The following is a 16,962-nucleotide window of genomic DNA, read 5'->3' as shown; positions in this document are numbered from 1 at the left end:
TCGCGCGCGGCACAGGGCCGCACGCGGATCAAGCCCGAGGCGCGCTTTGCGGTGCACTTCCTTCCGACAGCGCCCACCCGCCATTGCCATCGACCGCCAGCGCGTGGGTATGGAAACCCGCCAGCGTGCTGCGGTGGCCCACGCTCACCAGCATGGTCGAGCGCATCTGCTCGCGCAGCAGCGTGTACAGCGCATGCTCCAGGCCCTCATCCATGGCCGAGGTGGATTCATCGAGAAAGACGATGGCGGGCCGGTTGAACAGCACGCGGGCAAAGGCCAGGCGCTGCTGCTCGCCAATCGACAGGATGCGGGACCAGTCCTGGTTGACATCGAGCTTGTCGGCCAGATGGGCCAGGCTGACCTGACGCAGCGCCTGCTGAAGGCGGCCGTCGTCCTTCGGCGAGGCGTCCATGGGATAGGCAATGGCCGTGCGCAGGTCGCCCAGCGGCAGATACGGGCGCTGCGACAGGAACAGCGCCTGGTGGCCGCCCGGGCGGCCCACCGTGCCTTCGGCGTGCGGCCACAGGCCGGCAATGGACCGCAGCAAGGTGGTCTTGCCGCTGCCCGAGGGGCCCTTGATCAGCAGCGCCTGGCCGGGCAGGAGCGTCAGTTGCAGGCCGTTGAGCAGGTGGTGGCCGTCCGGGCGGCTGACCTGCAGGCCCTCGATGTCCAGGGCGCCGGGCTGCTCCCGGTGGACCACCTGGGGCAGTTCGCGGGTCTGGGCATTGGCATCCAGAAAGCCGCACAGGCGGTCCAGGGCAGCGCGGTACTGGGCAAAGGTGTCGTAGGAGGTGCGGAAGAAGGACAGCGCATCCTGCACCTGGCCAAAGGCCTGCGAGGTCTGCATGACGTCGCCGAGCTTGATGGCACCGCTGAAAAAGCGCGGTGCCTGCAGCAAAAATGGAAAGACCACGGCTACCTGGTTGACGGTGAGGTTGAAGCCGTCGAACTTCAGGCTGCGGTAGACCAGGGCCCAGACATTGGCGATCAATGCAGAGAAGCGCGTCAAAAGCGTGTTGCGCTCGATGCCCGCACCCTGGTAGAAGGCGATGTTCTCCGCGTATTCGCGCACGCGCACCAGGGCGTAGCGGAAGTTGGCGGTCAGCCTCTCGTTCAGGAAGTTCAGCCGGATCAGCGGCTGGCCCAGGCGAAAGGCGATCAGCGTGGCGATGATCACATAGATGTAGACCGCAAAGACCATGGCCCGCGGAACCTCCACGCCCGCCACGGCAATGGGCGCGGACAGCCCCCAGAGAATGCCCGTGAAGGCCACCAGCGAGACGACGGCGCTGACGGCACCCAGCGCCAGGGTCAGCGAGTTCGAGACAAAGGTGTTCACATCCAGCTCGATGCGCTGGTCGGGGTTGTCCACCGGCTCGTCCAGGAAATGGCTGCGGTAGTAGGCATCGCCGCGCATCCAGTCGGTGGTCACGCGCTCATTGAGCCAGACCCGCCAGCGGATGCGGAACGCCTGGTTCACGTAGTAGTTGAACAGCTCGCGCATCACATGGATGGTGGCCAGCACCGCGAAGATGCCCAGGAATCGCCAGAAGCCTTTCTGGTCCAGCTCCTGCAGCGCGCTGTAGAAGCCGTTGTACCAATAGGAGAACAGCACGTTCATGCGCACCGAGATCAAGGCCAGCACCAGCAGCAGGGTGAACACCAGAAGCGGCCACCAGCTGTTTCTGGGGTGCAGGAACGGGCCGGCCAGCTGCCAGAACTGCTTTCCCCAGCGCGTGCATCGAACCAACAGCAGCGCCACGGCCGCGAAGGCCACGACGGTGATCACTGAGGCAGCCGCCAGCCAGGCCAGGCTTTCCTGCAGCGCCTTGCTCCAATCCATGTCCATGTCGGAGATCCTTGGTTTTTGTGGGTGGGAAGAATCTACTCCTGTTCAGGCACGCCGGCGGACAGGGCATGGCACGCGCAGGCGGCAAGCCATCTGCGCTTGCAATGCCCCCATCGCCGTTGCCGATGGGGCCGCTGCCGACAAGGCCACTGCGCAGGATTAATATGCCGTGCGTGCCGCCCCTGCGGCACGCACGGAGACAGGATCGGCCCGCACGGTTCCACCCCATGACAACAGCGATGCCGTCCCCGGGCCCTGCCCCGGGCGGCCCAGACACAAGCCAGAACATGCCCGCATCGCCGCCACCGGCTTCCCCGCCACACGACACCGCCGATGCGCCTGCCCAGCGCCCTGCCCCCGCCAACCTGCGCGACCTGTTCTGGTCCTTCACCTGGCTGGCCCTGCAGGGCTTTGGCGGCGTGCTGGCCGTGGTGCAGCGCGAGCTGGTCGAGAAAAAGCGCTGGCTGACCAACGACGAGTTCGTGGAGGACTGGGCCGTGGCCCAGATCATGCCCGGGCCCAATGTGGTCAACCTGTCCATCACCATTGGCGAGCGCTACTTCGGCTGGCGTGGCGCCGTGGTCGCCGTGTGCGGGATGCTGTGCTTTCCCATGCTGCTGGTGCTGACGCTGACCGTGATCTATTCGCAGCTGGCCGGCCACCCCGCCATGGCCGGGGCGCTGCGCGGCATGGGCGCCGTCGCGGCTGGCCTGGTGGCGGGCATGGGGCTGAAGCTGACCAGCACGCTGAGCCGCCACCCGCTGGGGCGCTGGTGCAGCGCGGCCCTGGCGCTGGCCTCGTTCATTGCCATGGCCGTGCTGCGCGTGCCGCTGGCCTGGGTGCTGCTGGTGGTCGGCGGTGCCGGCTGCGTGCTGACCTGGAGAAAGCTCGCCCCATGAACGCCGCCCACCAGATCGCCCTGAACCTGCAGCCCGCCGACTGGCTGCAGTTGCTGCTGTATTTCCTGACGCTGTCGCTGATGGCCGTGGGCGGCGCCATTGCCACGGCGCCCGACATGCACCGCTTCCTGGTCGATGGCCACGGCTGGCTCAGCGAGGCGCAGTTCAGCAGTTCCATCGCCATCGCCCAGGCAGCGCCCGGGCCCAATGTGCTGTTCATCGCCCTGCTGGGCTGGAACCTGGGCCTGAATGCGGGTGGGGGCACCGGGCCGCTGGCATGGGCCTTTGGCGCGCTGGGCGTGACCATTTGCATGGTCGGCATCCTGCTGCCCAGCTCCCTGCTGGCCTGGCAGGCCTCGCGCTGGGGCCAGCGCAACAAGAACCGGCGCGGCGTGCGTGCCTTCAAGCAGGGCATGGGGCCGCTGGTCATCGGGCTGCTGCTGGCCACGGGCTGGCTGCTGGGCAGCGCCAGCGGCCGCCCCGCCCAGGACTGGCGCCTGTGGCTGCTGACCCTGGCCTGCGCCCTGCTGGTGTGGCGCACGCGCATCCACCTGCTGTGGCTGCTGGGCGCGGGCGCGTTGCTGGGTGCGCTGGGCTGGATCTGAGAGGTCCTGAGGACTACCCTGGTTTTTTCGTCAAAAGGAGCCGTACATGGCGCAAGCCCCTTCCCTTCGTCCCCTTGGCCGCAGCGGCCTGCAGGTCTCGCCGCTGTGCTTTGGCGGCAATGTCTTCGGCTGGACCGTGGACGAGGCCACCTCGTTTTCGCTGCTCGACGCCTGGCTGGATGCCGGCATGAACTTCATCGACACGGCCGACGTGTACTCGCGCTGGGCGCCGGGCCACGCGGGCGGCGAGTCCGAGTCCGTGATCGGCAAATGGCTCAGGCGCAGCGGACGGCGCGCCGACATCGTGCTGGCCACCAAGGTCGGCAAGGACATGGGCGGGGGCCGGGTGGGCCTGCGCCCCGAGTACATCCACCAGGCCGTGGATGCCTCGCTGCAGCGCCTGCAGACGGACTACATCGACCTGTACCAGTCGCATGACGACGACGCCAGCGTGCCGCTGGCCGATACCCTGGGCGCCTTTGCCGACCTGATCGCCGCAGGCAAGGTGCGGGCCATCGGCGCCTCCAACCACAGCGCGCCGCGCCTGGCCGAGGCCCTGCGCACCAGCGCCGAGTTGGGCCTGCCGCGCTACGAAAGCCTGCAGCCGCTGTACAACCTGTACGACCGCGCCGTGCTGGAGCGCGATCTGGCGCCGCTGTGCGAGGCCGAGCAGGTGGGCATCATCAACTTCTATGCGCTGGCGGCGGGTTTTCTGACAGGCAAGTACCGCAGCAGCGAAGACGCAGCCAAGAGTGCGCGCGGTGGCAAGACCGTGGCCACCTACCTGAATCCACGCGGCCTGCGCATTGTGCAAGCCCTGGACGCCGTGGCCGCGCGCCTGGACAGCCAGCCCGCGTGCGTGGCCCTGGCCTGGCAGATGCAGCGCCCGTTTGTGACCTCGCCCATAGCAAGCGCGACCTCGCTGGCCCAGTTGCAGCAACTGGTGCAGGCCACGCGCCTGCAGCTGTCGGCCCAGGACGTGGCAGAACTCAACCAGGCCAGTCAGGAAGAAGGCGCAAGGGACTGACCTGCGCAGGCCAGGGCAGCCTGCCCGCCCTGGCCCGGGGCCTCTCAGCCCGCCAGCAGCGCGGGCAGGATCCGGGCCGATGGGCCGCGCAGGCACTGGTGCGCTGCGTCATCCAGCTCGGAAGGTGCCGGGTTGATGACGGCCACGTGCGCGCCGGCCTGGCGCGCGATCCGAGCCAGCCCCGCGGCCGGATACACGGCGCCCGAAGTGCCGACCACCAGCAGCACATCGCAGCGCTGCACGGCAGCCTCGGCGGCCTGCCATACGCCCATGGGCAGGGACTCGCCGAACCAGACCACGCCCGGGCGCACCAGGTTGCCGCAAACAGGGCATTGCGGAGGCTCGCCAGGGTTCTGCCCGGCCAGGTCGCAGCAGGCGCGGGGCCGCTCCAGCCAGCGGTCGCGCATCAACTCGCCATGCAGGCACAGCACGCCGGGGCTGCCCGCGCGCTGGTGCAGGCCATCCACGTTCTGCGTGACCAGGGTCATGCGGCCCGGGCGCTGCAAGGCCCACTGCGCCAGCGCATGGTGGCCTGCATTGGGCTGCACTGCCGCCACGGCCTCGCGCCGGTGCGCATACCACTGCCACACGCGCCGTGGGTGGGCGCGAAAGCCCGCCTCGCTGGCCATGTCCTGCGGGTTGAACTGTGCCCAGTAGCTGTTCTTGTCATCGCGGAACGTGGGCACGCCGGATTCGGCACTGACGCCTGCGCCCGTGAGCACGGCCATGTGCGCTGCACCTGCAATGCGCTCGCGCAGCTCGCCCTGGCCGGGCAGTTCAGTAGCGGTAGAAGGCAGCGCAGTGGGGGAAGGTTCGTCGGGCATCGGAGGGCGAAGGAAAAAAAGCAGGCCATTGTGCGGCAGTGCCGCACCAGGGTGCATCAAATGCCTTTTTCCACCATCTCCAGCAGGCGCAGCGCCAGCGCCCGCCGCTGCTCGGGCGTGGCACGGCGCAGCGGGCCATCGATCACCAGCAAGGCCATGCCATGCACGGCCGACCAGGCCAGGAACTCGGCCTGGGGCCGGCGCTCGGGCGGCAGCACGCCGGCCTCGGCCATGCTGTCCAGCGCGTAGCCCAGCAGCTCGAACGGGTTCAGGCCCATGGCCGCCGCACGCGTGTTGTCGGGCGGCAGGTCCACGTCGTACTCGACGGAGGCAAAGGCCGTGCGGAACCAGCCGGTCTCCGTCTGGGCAAAGCCCAAGTAGCCCCGGCCCACGGCGGCCAGCAAGGCGCGCGAGCGCAGCAGCGCATCGGGCAAGGCACGGGCCTGGGCCATTTCGGCCTCGATGGCCACGGCCAGCGCGCCCAGCGCGGCAGCGCGCACCGCGTCAAACAAGGCCTGGCGATTGGCAAAGTGACGATAGGCCGCATTCGGCGCCACGCCCGCCCGCCGCGTGGCCTCGCGCAGCACGATGGCCTGGGGACCACCTTCACGCGCCAGCGCCAGGCCAGCCTCGACAAGGGCCTGGCGCAGGTCGCCGTGGTGGTATGACTCACGCCTGACACGTCGCTGCGTCACTGTTTTGGTTCCTTTTTTTTCTGCATGACCACGTCAAACGCAAGGGACGACAGCCCTGCCCCGCCGATTTACAGCTTGACACCGAAGCTGACAGCACCTGATGTGGACAGCGTCCATTTTAGTCCCTAGCATATGTGAACGGCGTACACACGCCGGGCAGAAATCGATAAAAAGCCGGCATCGAACGGCAAAAAGCGGTTTTCACCGTCACCAAGGAGACAAGCATGGCTTTGCACACCGGCCGCATCCAGCCCTGCCTCTGGTTTGACAACCAGGGCGAGCAGGCGGCGCGCTTCTATACGGAAGTCTTTCCCGATTCCCGCATCACGGCCATTGCCCGCTATGGCGAAGCCGGCCACGACATCCACGGCAGGCCGGCCGGCAGCGTGATGACAGTGCAATTCGAGCTGGACGGCCAGCCCTTTCTGGCGCTCAACGGCGGCCCGATGTTCCGCTTCAACGAGGCCGTCTCGCTGATGGTCAGTTGCGATACGCAGGACGAGATAGACCACTACTGGGGCGCCCTGTCCGAGGGCGGCGACCCGGCGGCGCGTCAATGCGGCTGGCTCAAGGACCGCCATGGCCTGTCGTGGCAAATCGTCCCGGCCCAGATGGCGGGCTGGATGGGGGGCCCCGACATGGCCGCCGCCCAGCGCGTGATGCAGGCCCTGCTGGGCATGCAAAAGCTGGACATCGCCGCTCTTGAGCGAGCGCATGACGGCCACTGAGGCCTCCTGCGCCCATCCTCCCACTCCTCTCCCCCTCTCCTCGCCACCATCCGCTTCAGGAGCGTTCCATGCAATTCATCCCCTATCTGAACTTCAACGGCAACTGCGCCGAGGCCTTTGCCTTCTACGCCAGGCTGTTCGGCGGCACCATCGTGCACCAGAGCACCTTCGGCGAGACACCGGGCATGGAGCAGATGCCCGATTCCGCCAAGGGGCTCATCATGCATGCCCACCTGCAGATCAAGGACCAGGCGCTGATGGCCTCGGACGCCACCGACAACTGCGGTGGCGGAGGCTACCAGCAGGCCCAGGGCATGTGGATCTCGATCGGCGTGGACGATGCCACCGAAGGCGGCCGCATCTTCAACGCGCTGGCCGAAGGCGGCAAGGTGACCATGCCCTTCCAGGCCACGTTCTGGTCGCCGGGCTTTGGCATGGTGACGGACCGCTTCAACACACCCTGGATGGTCAACGTCAAGGGCGAGGCCTGAACAAGGCCGGCCGACACATTGCCTCTGTCACCCAAGAAGGAGTCTTCATGAACGCCAATCCCGTCGTCTGGTTCGAGATCCATGTGCAGGACATGGCGCGTGCGCGCCGGTTCTATGAAACCGTCTTCCAGGGCAAGCTGGAGCATCTGCCGGCGCCAGATGGCTCCGACAGCCAGGAGATGCTGTCCTTTCCGATGGACATGACAGGCCCCGGCGCGGGCGGAATGCTGGTGCGGATGGACGGCGCACCTTCCGGCGGCGGCGGCACCCTGGTCTATTTCGGCTGCGAGGACTGCGCCATCGAACAGGGCCGCGTCGAGGCCGCAGGCGGGCGCATCGAGCAGGCCAAATTCTCCATAGGCCCCCACGGGCACTGCGCCGTCGTGGTGGACACCGAGGGCAACCGAATCGGCCTGCATTCCATGCAATGAGGAGCGCCATGACAGCACAAGACCTTCCCGATCACGCCAACGACCTGGTGCTCACGCGCCTGCTGGACATTCCCGCCGACAGGCTCTACCGCTGCTGGACCGAACCCGCGCTGATCCAGCAATGGTTTGCGCCCAGCCCCTGGAGCGTGGCCCGCGTGGACAACGATGTGCGGCCCGGCGGCCACAGCCTCATCGTCATGCGCAGCCCTGAAGGCCAGGAGATGCCCGGCAGCGGCGTCTACCTGGAAGTCATTCCCAACCGCCGCCTGGTCTTCACCGACGCCTTCACCCAAGGCTGGGTGCCTGCCGACAAGCCCTTCATGACGGGCATCGTCAGTTTCGACCCCGAAGGCGGCCAGACCCGCTATACCGCCCGGGTGCGCCATTGGAGCGCTGCCGACCGCGCCCGGCATGAAGCCATGGGTTTTCACACCGGCTGGGGCCAGTGCACGGACCAGCTGGCCGAACTCGCGACCCGGCTCTGAAGCCGGATTTCACCAGGAGAGAGCCATGCACTACATCGACGGATTCGTACTGCCCGTGCCCCGGGCCAACCTGCAGGCCTACCGCGAGGTGGCGCATGCCGCCGGCCAGGTATGGATGGAATACGGCGCGCTGCAGTACTGGGAATGCGCGGGCGATGACGTGCCCATGGGCAAGCTGACCTCGTTTCCCCAGGCCGTGCAGCTCAAGGAAGGCGAGATCGTGTTCTTCTCATGGATCATCTATGCGTCGCGCGCGGAGCGCGACCGCATCAATGCCGCCGTCATGAAGGACCCGCGCATTGCCTCCATGGACCCGGCCACCATGCCCTTCGACGCCAAGCGCATGTTCTGGGGCGGCTTCGAGAGCGTGGTGGAACTGGGCACGGGCGAGGGTGCAAGTGCGGGCGCCAGCGGCGCGCCGGCCTAGATCTGGTCAGCCGGGGCGGCAGACACGGCAGGCGTGGTGCCCTGGCCGCGCTGGCGCAGCGCTTCGTACAGGCACACGCCGCTGGCCACGGACACGTTGAGGCTGGAGACGGCGCCCATCATGGGGATGCCGATCAGCTCGTCGCAGGTCTTGCGCGTGAGCTGGCGCATGCCGTCGCCTTCGGCGCCCAGCACCAGGGCGGTGGGGCCCGTGAGGTCCACCTCGTACAGGGTCTTGGGCGCATCGTCGCTGGTGCCGATGATCCAGATGTCGCGCTCCTTGAGCTCATTGAGCGTGCGCGCCAGGTTGGTGACCATGAAATAGGGCACGGTCTCGGCCGCGCCGCTGGCCACCTTGGCCACGGTGGCGTTCACGCCCACCGCATGGTCCTTGGGCGCAATCACCGCATGGGCGCCGGCGCCATCGGCCACGCGCAGGCAGGCCCCCAGGTTGTGCGGATCGGTCACGCCGTCCAGCACCAGCAGCAGCGGCTTGCTGATGCCGTCTGCCTCCAGCTGCTCCAGCAATTCGTCCAGCGAATGCACCTGGGCCACCGCCTCCACGCGAGCGGCCACGCCCTGGTGGCCATGGCTGCCGGCCAGCTTGGCAAGGCGTTCGCCGTCGGCCTCGATCAGCCGGACGCCGGCCGACTTGGCGCGGTCGAGGAACTGGCGCATGCGCGCATCGCGGCGCGTGGCCTCGTAGTAGACCTCGATGATGGATTGGGGCGCGGTCTTCATGCGCACGCCGACGGCGTGGAAGCCGAAGAGAACTTTGGGGGACGACATGGGGCGCAATTATCCCGCCAATTGAGCGGTGCCCCGGCCCCCGCCTTGCGAAGCCCGTCTGCGCGCAACGGCTCCTGTGGTTTTTACGTAGCCGCTACACTGCGCGGCTTGGCCGCCTTCCAGCAGCCCTGCACATTGCGGCATGCACCGTAGCCACGGGCATGCCGCTTTGCATTTTTCCATCGCTTGGGTTTTTTCCTTTTCTTTGCCAACCATCATGCTCAAAGCCCTCTTCGCCCGGCTTGCCCGCACCAGTCTGGTCGGCCAGATCGCCATCAGCCTGGTCGCTGGCGGCCTGCTGGCCTGGCTCTGGCCCGAGGCCGCCCGGTCCGTGTCCCTGCTGGGCACGCTGTTCATCTCCGCCCTCAAGGCCGTGGCGCCCGTGCTGGTGCTGCTGCTGGTGGTCTCGGCCACCAGCAACCACCGGCCTGGCCAGGCCACGCAGATCCGCCCCATCCTGTGGCTGTATGTGCTGGGCACCTTTGCGGCGGCCGTGGTCGCCGTGGCGGCCAGCATGGCCTTCCCTTCCACCATCCAGTTCAAGGATGCCGCCCCGGCCCAGGGCGCGCCCGGGCGCATTGGCGAAGTGCTGATGGCCCTGGTGCAAAGCGCCTTCGACAACCCCGTGCGTGCGCTGATGAATGCCAACTACATCGGCATCCTCGCCTGGGCACTGGCCATGGGCATGGCCCTGCGCCATGCCTCGGAGTCCACGCGCACCGTGATGCAGGACCTGGGCCAGGCCATCACCCGCGTGATCCAGGGCGTGATCCGTCTGGCGCCGCTGGGCATCTTCGGCCTGGTGGCCGGCACCTTTGCCCAGTCGGGCCTGGAAAAGCTGCTGGACTACGCGCACCTGCTGGCCGTGCTGCTGGGCTGCATGCTCTTCGTGGCCCTGGTGGTGAACCCGCTCATCGTCTGGACGCAGACGCGCCGCAACCCCTATCCGCTGGTGCTGACCTGCCTGCGCGAGAGCGCGGTGACGGCCTTCTTCACCCGCAGCTCGGCCGCCAACATCCCCGTGAACCTGGCGCTGGCCAAGCGCCTGGGCCTGGATGAGGACACCTACAGCGTCTCCATCCCGCTGGGCGCGACCATCAACATGGCCGGCGCCGCCGTCACCATCAGCGTGCTCTCGCTGGCTGCGGCCCATACGCTGGGCATCGAGGTCGATCTGCTGACCGCCATCTTGCTGTGCGTGGTGTCCGCAGTGTGCGCCTGCGGCGCCTCGGGTGTGGCCGGCGGCTCGTTGCTGCTGATTCCGCTGGCCTGCAGCCTGTTCGGCATCTCCAACGATCTGGCCATGCAGGTGGTGGGCGTGGGCTTTGTCATCGGCGTGATCCAGGACTCGGCCGAAACCGCGCTGAACTCCTCGACCGACGTGATATTCACGGCAGCTGCCTGCGAGGCAGCCGGGCGCCGTGAGGCCGTGGCGGCCTGAGCTTCACCCCATGCCGGCGTCCGATCAGGCCGCCAGCGCCTGTCCCTCTTCGATGCGGGCGACGCGGCCGGCCTCGATGGTCACGCGACGCTCGCAGCGCGCAGCAATGGCGCGGTCATGGGTGACCATGACCAGGGTGGTCCCGCGCTCGCGGTTGAGCGCGAACATCAGCTCCATGATGGTTTCGCCGGTCGCAAAGTCCAGGCTGCCCGTGGGCTCGTCGGCCAGCAGCACGGCGGGCTCGACCACGAAGGCACGGGCCAGCGCCACGCGCTGCTGCTCGCCGCCCGACAGCAGCTTGGGATAGTGGCCCAGGCGCTGGCCCAGGCCCACGCGCTCCAGCATCTCGGTGGCGCGGCGGCGGGCCTCGCGGCTTCCCGCCAGCTCCAGCGGCAGCATCACGTTCTCCAGCGCCGTCAGATTGCCCAGCAGCTGGAAGCTCTGGAACACAAAGCCCAGCTTTTGCGCGCGCACGGCGGCGCGTGCATCCTCATCCAGCGCGAACATGTCCTGGCCCTGCAGCCGCACCGTGCCGCGCGTGGGCGTATCCAGGCCGGCAAGAATGGACAGCAGCGTGCTTTTGCCCGAGCCCGAGGCACCGACGATGGCCACGGTTTCCCTTGCGGCAAAACGCAGATCGATATCCCGCAGAATATCCAGTGTTCCGGTCGAATCGCTGACCGACTTGAAGACATGCTCGACTTCGATCAGGGGCTGGGCAGTGCTTTGTGACATGGAGGATGGGAAGACGATGCAAGACAAGCTGCGCGCAATGCGCCGACGCCGCCACTTTATATCGGCCGGCTTGGCCTTCGGCCTGCTGGGTACTTGGACGGCCACGTCCACGTGGGCAGCCGAGGCGGGCCCGCTGCTGGTGCTGGGCGACTCGCTGAGTGCCGAGTACGGGCTGGCCCGTGGCACGGGATGGGTGGCACTGCTGCAAAAGCGCCTGCAGGAGAGCCAAAAGAATGTGCCGCTGGTCAATGCCAGCGTGAGCGGCGAGACCACCTCGGGCGGCCGCTCTCGCCTGCCTGCCTTGCTCAAGCAGCACAAGCCATCGGTGGTGGTGATCGAATTGGGTGGCAACGATGCGCTGCGGGGTCTGCCGCTGCAAAGCACGCAGGGCAATCTGGACGCCATGGTGCGCGCAGCCCGGGATGCCGGAGCCAAGGTGCTGCTGGTGGGCATGCAGGTGCCGCCCAACTATGGCAACGGCTATACGCGCCAGTTCGAGCAGTTGTTTGCCAAGGTGGCGCAGGAGCAGAAGGTGCCGCTGGTGCCCTTCCTGCTGGCCGGCATCGGTGACGCGGCCGATTCGGCCCAGTGGTTCCAGGCCGACCGCATCCACCCCACGGCCAAGGCCCAGCCGCGCATGCTGGACAACGTCTGGCCCCAGCTCAGCCGGCTGCTGCCCTGAGCTCAGGGCAGGCAGGGTGTCAGCTGCCGCGGCCTTCCTCGCCGGGACGGGCTGCTGCAGGAGATGCCTGCGCATTACCTTCTGAGCCGCCGCCCTCATGGTCGTCGGGTCTTTTTTCGGCCTTGGCCTTCTCCTTCTCTAGCTTCTTCTGCTTCTTGGCCAGTTCGCGCTGGCGTTTTTCATAGGCGTAATTGGGTGTCGCCACAGGTGGACTCCTCTGTTGTTGCAAGCCCCACTGTAGCCGCAAGACGGGGCATGCCAGGAAAACCTCAGGATATGGTGGACGCAGGCACGGCGGAATCGCCCACGCTGCAGCGGTATGCATGCCAACTGGCACAGCCCAGCAAAGGCCCCACCAGCAGCAGGCCCGCGCCGTACCACCACAGGGCAACCGCCACCAGCACGGTGATGATCGCGGCCCACTGCAGCATGACGACCAGGTTCAGGCCGACCACGCGCATGCTCGTGATGCAGGCCGTGAGCGCGTCGCTGCCCCGATCCAGCATGGCCGGCAGCGCCACCACCATGCTGGCGAACACCAGGGCCGCGAATGCGCCGCCAACCAGCAGGTAGATGGCCAGGAATTCCCAGTTCTCGGGCCGCGCCACGGCCTGCAGCATGCCGGCCGTGGTGGGCATGCCGGTATCGAAGAACACGGCAAAGACCACCATGGAGGCGCGCGCCCAGAGCATCTCCAGCACCAGCAGCACCATGACCAGCATGCCCATGCTGCCCATCTGCGTGTCCCAGCAGGTCAGCGAGCTGCTCAGTTGGGGCGGCAAGCCCCGCTCCAGCCTGCGGCTGGTGTCGTACAGGCCCATGGCCAGGAAGGGGCCGATGAGCAGGCAGCCGCTGGCCATGGCCATGCTGTATTCCGGGCTGGCGCGGAACACCCAGCCGATCAGCAGGGCCATGGCCCAGAAGCACAGGCCGTAGAACAGCGCCACGCCGGGCGCACGCCGCAGATCGCGCCAGCCCAGGGCCAGCCAGTGCCAGGGGTCGCCCATGCGCAGCAGCTGCACCTGCAGCGTGCCGGCCGGGTTGTCGGAAGCTTTCTCGCGAGCGGGGGATGCCTGCATGCCTGGACCTCCTGGATCAGCGGGTCCAAAGTTATCGCAGCCATGGCACTGCTGCCATGGCGGAAACTACCGAGGCCCGCCCAGACCCCCAGGTCTGTACCCCAGTCTGCACTCAGGCCTGGACCAGCTTGCCCGGCTGGCCGGGCAGCACCTTCCAGGCCGCATCGCGCACAGCCTGGTACTGGCGGCTGAACACGGTGTCCACGTAGATCCACTCGGCCTGGCAGGCCTGCGGCGTGGCCGTGACGATCATGTAGCCACGGCGCGAGGTATCGCAGTACTTGAGCGTGGAGATGAATTGCAGCAGTGCGCCACGCAGCTGGGCCGGGTCCTGGCCCGACAGGTATTCCTCGAAACCCGGCGAGCTGACGGACGAGGTGGCGAACTCCACGCCCACGGCCTGCCCGCTGCGGTCACGCAGTTCGCTGGCCCAGGCATTGTGGGTGTCGCCCGCCAGCACGACCAGGTTCCTGCCCAGGCTGCGCGCCGTGGCCAGCACGGTCTCGCGTGCCACGGCGTAGCCGTCCCATGCATCGAGGTTGTAGGGAATGCTGGGCTGGGCCAGGATGGCCTTTTCCGCCGCCGTCAGGCTGGCCGGGTTGGCCTGCGCCTTGGCCAGCAGCGCCGCGTAGGCCGGCAGCGAGACACCACTGCCGGGGCTGAGGATGTCCATCAGCAAGGGGGCCGGCAGCTCCATGCGCCCCATCAGCACCTGCTGGCCCAGCACCTGCCAGGTGGCCTGGGAGGCCGCCAGTTGCTGGCCCAGCCACTGGGTCTGGGTGGCGCCCATGAGCTGGCGCGCAGGATTGGCCATGTCGGAGGTGAAGCGTGCCGCGTCCAGGCCCTGGGCGGTGAAGTAGTCGGCATAGTCCAGCTGTTCGTCGCGGCCGATGACACGCGTGTCCAGCATGTGCAGCGCCAGCAGGTCGCCGAAGGCGAAGCTGCGGTAGATGATCTCGGGCTGCGCGTTGCGCGTGGGCATCCACTCGTGGTAGGCCTTGAGCGCCGCTACCTTGCGCAGTTCGAAATCGCCCTCGGTGGCCGGCTGGTGGTTTTCGGCGCCGTGCATCCATGTGTCGTTGGAGATTTCGTGGTCGTCCCAGACGGCGATCATGGGCGCCGCCGCATGCAGGGCCTGCAGGTCGGCATCGCTCTTGTACTGGGCATGGCGCTGGCGGTAGTCGGCCAGGCTGACGATTTCGTTGGCAGGCAGGCTCTGGCGCTGCATGGCTTCGGCCTTGCCATTGGCATAGCCTCCGCGTGCGTATTCATAGATGTAGTCGCCCAGGTGCACGGTGGCATCCAGGTCGCCCTGGCGCGCCGCATGCGCGTAGACATTGAAGTAGCCGGCCGGGTAGTTGGCACAGGAGAACACGGCCAGCTTGACCTGCTGCACCGCGCCCACGGGCAGGGTGCGCGTGCGGCCCGTGGCGCTGGTCATGCCCTGGCAGCGAAAGCGGTAGTGGTAGCGCGTGGCGGGCTTGAGGCCCGTGGCGTCGGCCTTGAAGGTGAAGTCCTGGGTGGCGCGCGCCATGGCCTTGCCCGAGGTCACGATGGTCTTGAAGTCGGCGTCCGAGGCCAGCTCCCACTCCACCTCGATGTCGCTGGAATGGCCCTGGGGCGGCGTCACGCGGGTCCAGAGGATGACGCGGTCGCTCAACGGGTCGCCGCTGGCCACGCCGTGGCGGAACTCGACGGGAATGCTGCTGTCGCCATCGGAGCCGCCGCAGCCGGCCAGTGGCAAGGCCAGCGCCGAGACGCCCATGCCGCGCACGAAATGGCGGCGGCTGGCCACGATGCCGGACCCATCGGACGCGGTCTTCGCGTGCTGCAGGATATTGGTGATGCTCTCTTTGTGCTTCATGCTGGACCAGGGCCTGGAGGCCCCCGTGGGATGGTATGAAGCCAACGAGCATCGGTGCTGCCGGTGACAGGCGCATGTCACCGGCGCCTGGCGCTCAACTATGCGAACGCGGCGGCCAAGGCCTGCTCCAGGTCGGCACGCAGGTCCTGCACGGCCTCCAGGCCGATGGCAAAGCGCACCACGGTGCCGCTGCGTAGCTGGGGCGTGGGGCAGCTGCGCATGGACGGCAGCTCATAGGGCACGACCAGGCTGATGGGGCCGCCCCAGCTGTAGCCGATCTTGAACAGGCGCAGGCTGTCGCAGAAGCGGTCCACGGCCTGTTGGCCGTGGCGCGGGTCGATGACCACGCTGAACAGGCCGGCCGCCACGCCCTCGCCGCCGCCGGCTGCGCCGCACAGGGCCTTCCAGTTCTCGTGGCCCGGAGCGCCCTCGAGCGCGGGATGCAGCACCTGGACCACGGCCGGCTGCTGCTGCAGCCAGCGCGCCAGCTCGCGCGCGGCGCGGTCCTGTGCGTGGTAGCGCAGTGCGATGCTGGGCAGCGATCGCAGCACGGCCTCGGTGTCGTTGCCGCCCACGCCCAGGCCCAGGCGCATATGGGCCAGCTTGATGCGCATGTGCAGCGCCTGGTCGCGCGTGATGATGCTGCCCATGAGCACATCGCCGCCGCCGCTGGGGTACTTGGTGAGCGCGTGGACGGTGGCGTCCACGCCCAGACTGTGCGAGCCGTCGCCCAGCAGGTCGAAGGGATTGAAGGCCAGGCCCGCGCCCCAGGTGTTGTCCAGCACGGTGGTGATGCCGCGCGCGCGGCACAGGCGCACCATGGCGATGAGGTCAGGGAACTCCATGGTCACCGAGCCCGGCGCCTCCAGCCAGACCAAACGCGTCTTGGGCGTGATCTTGGCTTCGAGGTCGGCAACATCCAGGGCGTCGTAGCACTGGTGGCGCACACCGAAATGGGCCAGCTCGCCCTCGCTCAGGGTCTTGTTGGGACCGTAGGCGTTGTCGGGCAGCAGCATCTCGTCGCCGGTGCGCAGCAGGGCCAGGGAGGTGGTGGCGATGGCCGCCAGGCCGCTGGGCACCAGCAGGCACTGCAGGCCGCCTTCCAGCGCACTCAGGCGCTCTTCCAGCAAGAAGGTGGTGGGCGTGCCGTGCAGGCCGTAGGTGTAGCTGCTCTTGTCCAGCCACTGGCGGCGGCGCATGGCCGCCACGTTCTCGAAGATCACCGTCGAGGCCTTGTGCACCGGCGGCTGCGGCGCGACAAAGCCTTCGGGCGGCTGGTAGGGATGGTGGATGAGATGGGTGCTGATCTGCAGGTCGGGTGTACTCATGCAGCGCATCTTATGCGCTGGGCCACGGCGTTCAGGCATAAAAAAACCAGGCGGACAGAGCGCCTGGTTTTCATTGGGGGAGCAAAGCCGGTAGCTGCGATCAGCTGGCCTTGATCTCCAGCATGTTGCTGACGTTGTTCACGCCCTTGACGGCCTTGGCAATGTCGCCGGCGCGCATCTTGAGCGCATCGCTGGGCACCGAGCCGGTCAGCGTGACGGCGCCGGCCTTGGTGTCCACGTCGATCTTGAGGGCGGAGATATCGGGTTCCTTGATCAGGTCGGCCTTGATCTGGGCGGTGATGCCTGCATCGTCGAGCGCGGCACCTGCCTGGCTCATGGCGTTGTTGGTGGCCGTTTCGGCCTTCATCGCGCCTTCCTCGATCTTGGTGCCGGCGCTGCTCATGGCGTTGTCGATCTTCTGGCCTGCGCTTTGCGCGGCCTGCTGGGACTGCTGGACGGCGGAGTCGAGCTTCTGGCCGGCAGTGTCTTCGGTCTTGCCGCATGCGGCGAGGCCGAAGGCCAGGGCGGACACGGCGAGGATGTGGCAGCAGCGTTGGGTGATGAAAGTCATGCGGTTACTCCTT

At 67.6% G+C, this 16,962-nt stretch carries 20 protein-coding genes; 10 read left to right on the top strand and 10 right to left on the bottom strand.

Translation table 11 applies throughout. From position 1 onward, the window contains the following. Positions 1 to 28: 28 nt before the first annotated feature. On the bottom strand, positions 29 to 1,849 hold the full coding sequence (locus tag ACFPFG_RS32485; RefSeq protein ID WP_197956094.1) for an ABC transporter ATP-binding protein/permease: 1,821 nt from the start codon (positions 1,847 to 1,849) through the stop codon (positions 29 to 31). 287 nt (positions 1,850 to 2,136) lie between these two features. On the opposite strand from ACFPFG_RS32485, the gene ACFPFG_RS32480 reads away from it, so the two are divergent. Genes ACFPFG_RS32480 through ACFPFG_RS32470 form a run of 3 tightly spaced genes read left to right on the top strand, consistent with a single transcriptional unit; the run spans position 2,137 to position 4,380 of the window. Then, positions 2,137 to 2,748, top strand: a complete 612-nt coding sequence (locus tag ACFPFG_RS32480) for a chromate transporter (RefSeq protein ID WP_183021946.1) — start codon at positions 2,137 to 2,139, stop codon at positions 2,746 to 2,748. Beyond that, positions 2,745 to 3,353, top strand: a complete 609-nt coding sequence (locus ACFPFG_RS32475; RefSeq protein ID WP_183021945.1) for a chromate transporter — start codon at positions 2,745 to 2,747, stop codon at positions 3,351 to 3,353. Before ACFPFG_RS32480 ends, ACFPFG_RS32475 begins: the two co-directional genes overlap by 4 nt. Before the next feature lie 46 nt (positions 3,354 to 3,399). After that, complete coding sequence (locus ACFPFG_RS32470) at positions 3,400 to 4,380, top strand: aldo/keto reductase (RefSeq protein WP_380109998.1); 981 nt, start codon at positions 3,400 to 3,402, stop codon at positions 4,378 to 4,380. A 44-nt stretch (positions 4,381 to 4,424) separates the two neighbouring features. On the opposite strand, the gene ACFPFG_RS32465 is transcribed toward ACFPFG_RS32470, so the two are convergent. Then, positions 4,425 to 5,204: an SIR2 family NAD-dependent protein deacylase gene (locus tag ACFPFG_RS32465; RefSeq protein ID WP_232245780.1), complete on the bottom strand. Its 780-nt coding sequence runs from the start codon at positions 5,202 to 5,204 to the stop codon at positions 4,425 to 4,427. A gap of 56 nt (positions 5,205 to 5,260) precedes the next feature. Next, positions 5,261 to 5,899, bottom strand: a complete 639-nt coding sequence (locus ACFPFG_RS32460; RefSeq protein WP_183021943.1) for a TetR/AcrR family transcriptional regulator — start codon at positions 5,897 to 5,899, stop codon at positions 5,261 to 5,263. Positions 5,900 to 6,123: 224 nt separating this feature from the next. On the opposite strand from ACFPFG_RS32460, the gene ACFPFG_RS32455 reads away from it, so the two are divergent. The 5 genes from ACFPFG_RS32455 (at position 6,124) to ACFPFG_RS32435 (ending at position 8,461) form a co-directional block, all read left to right on the top strand. Next, positions 6,124 to 6,627 (top strand): VOC family protein, encoded by a 504-nt coding sequence (locus ACFPFG_RS32455; RefSeq protein WP_374617682.1) that lies wholly within the window; start codon positions 6,124 to 6,126, stop codon positions 6,625 to 6,627. A gap of 68 nt (positions 6,628 to 6,695) precedes the next feature. After that, positions 6,696 to 7,118 carry a VOC family protein gene (locus ACFPFG_RS32450; protein WP_034394280.1) on the top strand — a complete coding sequence of 141 codons (423 nt, stop codon included), beginning with the start codon at positions 6,696 to 6,698 and terminating at the stop codon, positions 7,116 to 7,118. A gap of 47 nt (positions 7,119 to 7,165) precedes the next feature. After that, the gene (locus ACFPFG_RS32445; protein WP_013802186.1) at positions 7,166 to 7,549 is read left to right on the top strand and encodes a VOC family protein; all 384 of its coding nucleotides are present in this window, start codon (positions 7,166 to 7,168) and stop codon (positions 7,547 to 7,549) included. An 8-nt stretch (positions 7,550 to 7,557) separates the two neighbouring features. Beyond that, positions 7,558 to 8,034 carry an SRPBCC family protein gene (locus tag ACFPFG_RS32440; protein WP_197956090.1) on the top strand — a complete coding sequence of 159 codons (477 nt, stop codon included), beginning with the start codon at positions 7,558 to 7,560 and terminating at the stop codon, positions 8,032 to 8,034. 25 nt (positions 8,035 to 8,059) lie between these two features. Next, the gene (locus ACFPFG_RS32435) at positions 8,060 to 8,461 is read left to right on the top strand and encodes a DUF1428 domain-containing protein (protein WP_183021940.1); all 402 of its coding nucleotides are present in this window, start codon (positions 8,060 to 8,062) and stop codon (positions 8,459 to 8,461) included. On the opposite strand, the gene rlmB is transcribed toward ACFPFG_RS32435, so the two are convergent. Beyond that, the gene (gene rlmB / locus ACFPFG_RS32430) at positions 8,458 to 9,249 is read right to left on the bottom strand and encodes a 23S rRNA (guanosine(2251)-2'-O)-methyltransferase RlmB (RefSeq protein ID WP_012205857.1); all 792 of its coding nucleotides are present in this window, start codon (positions 9,247 to 9,249) and stop codon (positions 8,458 to 8,460) included. The two genes, ACFPFG_RS32435 and rlmB, sit on opposite strands and share 4 nt — an antisense overlap. 217 nt (positions 9,250 to 9,466) lie before the next feature. On the opposite strand from rlmB, the gene sstT reads away from it, so the two are divergent. After that, positions 9,467 to 10,690, top strand: a complete 1,224-nt coding sequence (gene sstT, locus ACFPFG_RS32425) for a serine/threonine transporter SstT (protein ID WP_197956089.1) — start codon at positions 9,467 to 9,469, stop codon at positions 10,688 to 10,690. Positions 10,691 to 10,714: 24 nt separating this feature from the next. Here sstT and ACFPFG_RS32420 read toward each other — a convergent pair whose 3' ends face one another. Then, a complete protein-coding gene (locus ACFPFG_RS32420) occupies positions 10,715 to 11,425 on the bottom strand; it encodes an ABC transporter ATP-binding protein (protein WP_183021938.1) in 711 nt (236 codons plus the stop codon). Between the two features lie 16 nt (positions 11,426 to 11,441). On the opposite strand from ACFPFG_RS32420, the gene ACFPFG_RS32415 reads away from it, so the two are divergent. Further along, positions 11,442 to 12,107: an arylesterase gene (locus ACFPFG_RS32415; RefSeq protein ID WP_312372051.1), complete on the top strand. Its 666-nt coding sequence runs from the start codon at positions 11,442 to 11,444 to the stop codon at positions 12,105 to 12,107. A gap of 19 nt (positions 12,108 to 12,126) precedes the next feature. On the opposite strand, the gene ACFPFG_RS32410 is transcribed toward ACFPFG_RS32415, so the two are convergent. The 5 genes from ACFPFG_RS32410 to ACFPFG_RS32390 all read right to left on the bottom strand — a co-directional run bounded on the left by ACFPFG_RS32410 (position 12,127) and on the right by ACFPFG_RS32390 (position 16,949). Then, complete coding sequence (locus ACFPFG_RS32410) at positions 12,127 to 12,312, bottom strand: hypothetical protein (protein ID WP_016451670.1); 186 nt, start codon at positions 12,310 to 12,312, stop codon at positions 12,127 to 12,129. A 64-nt stretch (positions 12,313 to 12,376) separates the two neighbouring features. Next, complete coding sequence (locus tag ACFPFG_RS32405) at positions 12,377 to 13,186, bottom strand: DUF2189 domain-containing protein (protein ID WP_312372054.1); 810 nt, start codon at positions 13,184 to 13,186, stop codon at positions 12,377 to 12,379. 112 nt (positions 13,187 to 13,298) lie between these two features. Beyond that, complete coding sequence (locus tag ACFPFG_RS32400) at positions 13,299 to 15,050, bottom strand: alkaline phosphatase D family protein (RefSeq protein ID WP_183021934.1); 1,752 nt, start codon at positions 15,048 to 15,050, stop codon at positions 13,299 to 13,301. 98 nt (positions 15,051 to 15,148) lie between these two features. Next, the gene (locus tag ACFPFG_RS32395; RefSeq protein ID WP_380109993.1) at positions 15,149 to 16,378 is read right to left on the bottom strand and encodes a PLP-dependent transferase; all 1,230 of its coding nucleotides are present in this window, start codon (positions 16,376 to 16,378) and stop codon (positions 15,149 to 15,151) included. 100 nt (positions 16,379 to 16,478) lie between these two features. Continuing rightward, entirely contained in the window at positions 16,479 to 16,949 is a 471-nt protein-coding gene (locus ACFPFG_RS32390) for a BON domain-containing protein (RefSeq protein ID WP_013802176.1), read from the bottom strand. Positions 16,950 to 16,962 lie beyond the last annotated feature (13 nt).

This window comes from Delftia deserti, from assembly GCF_042653485.1.
GTDB classification, from domain to species: domain Bacteria; phylum Pseudomonadota; class Gammaproteobacteria; order Burkholderiales; family Burkholderiaceae_C; genus Comamonas; species Comamonas acidovorans.
The sequence above is the reverse complement of the archived record's forward strand: the minus strand, read 5'-3'. Positions and strand labels throughout refer to the sequence as shown.